General features: G+C 73.1%; 3 protein-coding genes. All 3 read right to left on the bottom strand.

What is annotated here, in order from left to right:
• Nucleotides 1-649 (bottom strand): response regulator transcription factor (locus tag ACFWFR_RS14205; protein WP_377623379.1); only part of this gene is annotated, 649 nt, incomplete at its 3' end.
• Between the two features lie 109 nt (nucleotides 650-758).
• Nucleotides 759-2,258, bottom strand: a complete 1,500-nt coding sequence (locus ACFWFR_RS14200) for a sensor histidine kinase (RefSeq protein ID WP_377623378.1) — start codon at nucleotides 2,256-2,258, stop codon at nucleotides 759-761.
• Between the two features lie 126 nt (nucleotides 2,259-2,384).
• Nucleotides 2,385-3,821: a hypothetical protein gene (locus ACFWFR_RS14195; RefSeq protein WP_377623377.1), complete on the bottom strand. Its 1,437-nt coding sequence runs from the start codon at nucleotides 3,819-3,821 to the stop codon at nucleotides 2,385-2,387.
• Between the last annotated feature and the right edge of the window lie 69 nt (nucleotides 3,822-3,890).

Here is a 3,890-nt window from a genome sequence, read left to right as displayed (position 1 = left end):
GGTACCTCAGTACCGCGAGCACCCGCCGGTGGTCCCCCGCGTCCTGCGGCAGGCCGAGCTTGCCGAAGATCGACGTCACGTTCTTCTCGACCGCGCCGTACGACAGGAACAGGCTCTCCGCGATCGCGGTGTTGGACCGCCCCTGCGCCATGAGCTCGAGCACCTCGCGCTCGCGCGGCGTGAGGCGTCCCAGGCCGTCGTCGAGGCGCGAGGCGCCCATGAGCTGGCTCACGACCTCGGGGTCCAGGACCGTCTGCCCCGCCGCGATCCGGGTCAGCGCGTCGAGGAACTCGCTCACGTCCGCGACCCGGTCCTTGAGGAGGTAGCCCACACCCTCCGCACCGCCCGTGAGCAGGTCGCTCACGAAGCGCGTCTCGACGTACTGCGAGAACAGCAGCACCCCGAGCCCGGGCGAGGACTCCCGCAAAGCCAGGGCCGCACGCAGCCCCTCGTCGGTGAAGGTCGGGGGCATGCGGATGTCGATGATGACGACGTCGGGCAGCTCGCCCAGGACCCCGAGCCTGCCGACCTCCGCGACGAGCGCGTCCCCGTCGCCGACCGCCGCGACCACCTCGTGGCCGCGGCGCGTGAGCAGCGCGACGAGCCCGTCGCGCAGGATGACGGAGTCCTCGGCGATGACGAGCCGCACGGTGTACCTCTTCTGTGTTCAAGGGTCGGGGTGGAGCGGGAGGCCGCACGGCCGGCGAGCCGGCAGTCCCGTGTTCCGGGTCGTGCTCGACCCGGTGGAGCGGACGGGGTCAGACCCTGCTCGGCAAGGTCACGGTGACCACCGTAGGCCCACCGACCGGGCTCACGAGGTCCAACGTGCCGTCGACCGAGCGGACCCGCTCCTCGAGCCCTGCGAGCCCCGAGCGGTGCCCCTGGGCGTCGGGTGTCGAGACCCGGGCGCCTCCCTGCCCGTCGTCGCGCACGCGCAGGCGCAGCGTGCTGCCCTGCTCCTCGACCAGCACGTACACCCCGGAAGCGCGGGCGTGCTTCGCGGCGTTGGTCACGAGCTCGGCGACGCAGAAGTACGCGATGGTCTCCACTGCGGGCGAGGGCGCGACGCGCGGGTCGACGTCGACCGTCACGGGCAGGGGCGAGCGCGCCGCGAGCGTCTCCAGGGCGACCGCGAGGCCGTTGTCGAGCGCGGGCGGGTGGATGCCCCGCGCGAGCTCGCGCAGCTCGACGAGCGCCTCCTTGGTCGAGGCGTGCGCGCTGTCGACGAGCTCGAGCGCCTCGGTCGCGTCGCCGCCCGAGGCGAGCTGCTCCTTGGCCTCGCCGAGCTGCATCGCGACCGCGACGAGCCGGGCCTGGGTACCGTCGTGCAGGTCGCGCTCGATGCGGCGCAGCTTGGCGTCGGCGTCCTCGACCGTCCGACCGCGGGACTTCTCGAGGTCACGGACACGCAGGCTCGCGCGCGTGGGGCCCAGGAGGTTGATCGTGAGCAGGCGGAAGAGCTGCGCGAAGCCCCGGACGAGCTGCGGCCACAGCCACCACAGCACGACCCCGGCGGCCGCGAGCGCCGACTGACGCATAGGGGTGTCGACGAACCAGTCGGTACCCATCTGTGCGCCGCGGTGCCACGTGCCGTCGGCCGCCTGCTGGAGCGGGAGGAACTGGGACCAGTACCAGTGCGTCATGGCCCCCACGGCGGTGAAGAAGAAGGTCACGCTCACGACGAACGACACGATCGAGAGCACGAAGCTCACGAGCATGAACGACAGCGCACGCCACCCGGGCCCGTCGGACACGGTCGACCACAGCACGCGCCAGAACCCTCGGCGGCGCTCGTAGGGGGCCGGGGCCAGGACGTCGACCGACAGCATGGAGCGCGCCATGGTCCGGTACATGCCGCCCCAGCCGCGGGCCCCGAGGACGAGCGCGCCCGTCACGAACAGCCCGACGACCGTCACGAGGATCCCGGCCGTGAAGCTCACCGTGAAGATCGCGTAGGCGAAGGCAACGGGCGCGACGAGCAGCGAGAGCCAGATGTACCCGAACTCGCGCCACGTGCTGCGCGCGAACGGCGCGCGCAGGAAGCCGACGTCCTCGCGGTGGTCCGTGTAGCGCGGGTCGACGGGCAGGGGGACCCGCCCCGGGCGGGGAGGGCGGGCCGTCGGGGGCGCGTCAGCGCTTGCGGGCGCCGGGTGCGCACCGGCCGGCGGCGAGGACGGCTCGGCAGGGGGCACGGGACCCGTGGGGTCGGCAGGGCCGCCGGTGGGCCCGGCGTCGCCGAGCGGCTGGGAAGAGGTCACAGCAGACATGGTGTCAGGGCTCCTGCATCTGGTTCGAGCGGTGCCACCAGTCTTCCCGACGCGCGCCTCGGCGCCCAGGGTGCGCTCCGCCGTCGTGCACGGGGGTTGTCCCCCGTGCGCAGGACGCTAGCGGGCCGCCGGGACCGGGGGCTCCTCGGGGGTCTCGGCGGTCCCCTGCCCGACGGCGGCACCCGCCTCTCCCTCGACCGTCGCCCGGGTCGCGCCGCGCGCGGGCGCCGAGACGACCTGGATCGCGATCACGAGGACGGCCGCGACCAGGGCGATCACGAGGATCGTGCTCCCGCTCGGGTAGCGCGAGAACACCAGGACCGTCAGCGCGCCGGCGAGGACGAGCCCGACGAGGGCCCAGCGGAGCCTCGCGACCCAGATCTCGAACGGGTGCGGCGCGCGCCCACCGTCACCCGCGTGGCCACGGCTGACCGCGCGCACGGCCCAGTTGAAGCCCCCGCGCACCGCGACCGCCGACCGGCTGGACCCTGTGAGGTACGCCGCGAGCGCGACGACCAGACCGAACGCGAAGACGGCCCGCAACGAGGTGCGCAGCGGGACGAGGACCGCGTCGATCAGGGCGGTCGCGGCCGAGGGCGACAGGGTGTCGGACGGGACCGCGCTCAGGTACAGCGACCTCCCGACCGTGATCCCGATCGCGAGGAGCGCCATGGCGACGATGTACGCGACGCCTGCCAGGACCACGGCGCGACGACGACCGCCGCGCGGCGCGGCCCACACCGCGCAGACCGCGACCGCCAGCGAGAGCCAGGGCAGCACGTTCGCGGCCTTGTTCAAGAACGCGACGGCTCGCTGGGCCGTGACGACGTCGTCCGAGGTGAACAGCACGAACTGCGGGTTGATCGACGGGAGGTTCTCGACGAACGTGAAGCCGCGCGCCGAGAGCCGCTTGGTCACCTCGTCGATCATGGGGCCGAGCGAGAGCGTGACCTGGCCGTTCGCGTCGGCCGTGACGGAGGTCTCCCCCTCCCCCGTGAGCACCGAGACCAGGTTCTTGTGCGCCTGACGGTTCGCGACGATCCACAGCTCCTCGAACGTCGGGGAGGTCACCATGCGGTCGACCGTCGATCGGACGAACGACTCGCCCTGGCTCGCGAGCAGCGGGGCCAGACCCATGACCTGCGGCGGGAGGCGCTCGGCGTTCTGCGTGAGCGTCGTCAGTGCCTGGGTCGTGACCGACTCGAGGTCGATCCGGTCGAGGATCGCGTCGCTGACCTTGGTGCCGATCTCCGCCTGGATCGCCGGGTCCGAGCCCAGCGGGGTCACGGTCGCGACGTAGTGGTCGGTGTCGAGGATCTCGCCGCGCACGTAGCGGGCGAGGACCGAGCCGAGCATGAGGACCCCGGCCAGGACCAGGAGGACCGTCACCGCGGTCCAGCGGACCCAGTGGCGGTGGGGGGCGGCGACGGCCGCGCCGGGCGACGGTGGGGGTGCACTCCGCTCGGCCCGCAGGCGCTGGACCTCGGCGCGCAGGGCTTCGAGCTCGGCTCGTTCGGGGTCGCTGATCGTGGGCTCGCTCGGGACGGTCGCCATCGTCTTCTCCTGTCAGCGCGGTGCTGGGTACATCCTCGCGCAGGAGGGAGGGGTGCGCTCGGGAAGACC

Source organism: Oerskovia sp. NPDC060287, from assembly GCF_042726775.1.
Taxonomy (GTDB): Bacteria; Actinomycetota; Actinomycetes; order Actinomycetales; family Cellulomonadaceae; genus Oerskovia; species Oerskovia merdavium.
The sequence above is the reverse complement of the archived record's forward strand: the minus strand, read 5'-3'. Positions and strand labels throughout refer to the sequence as shown.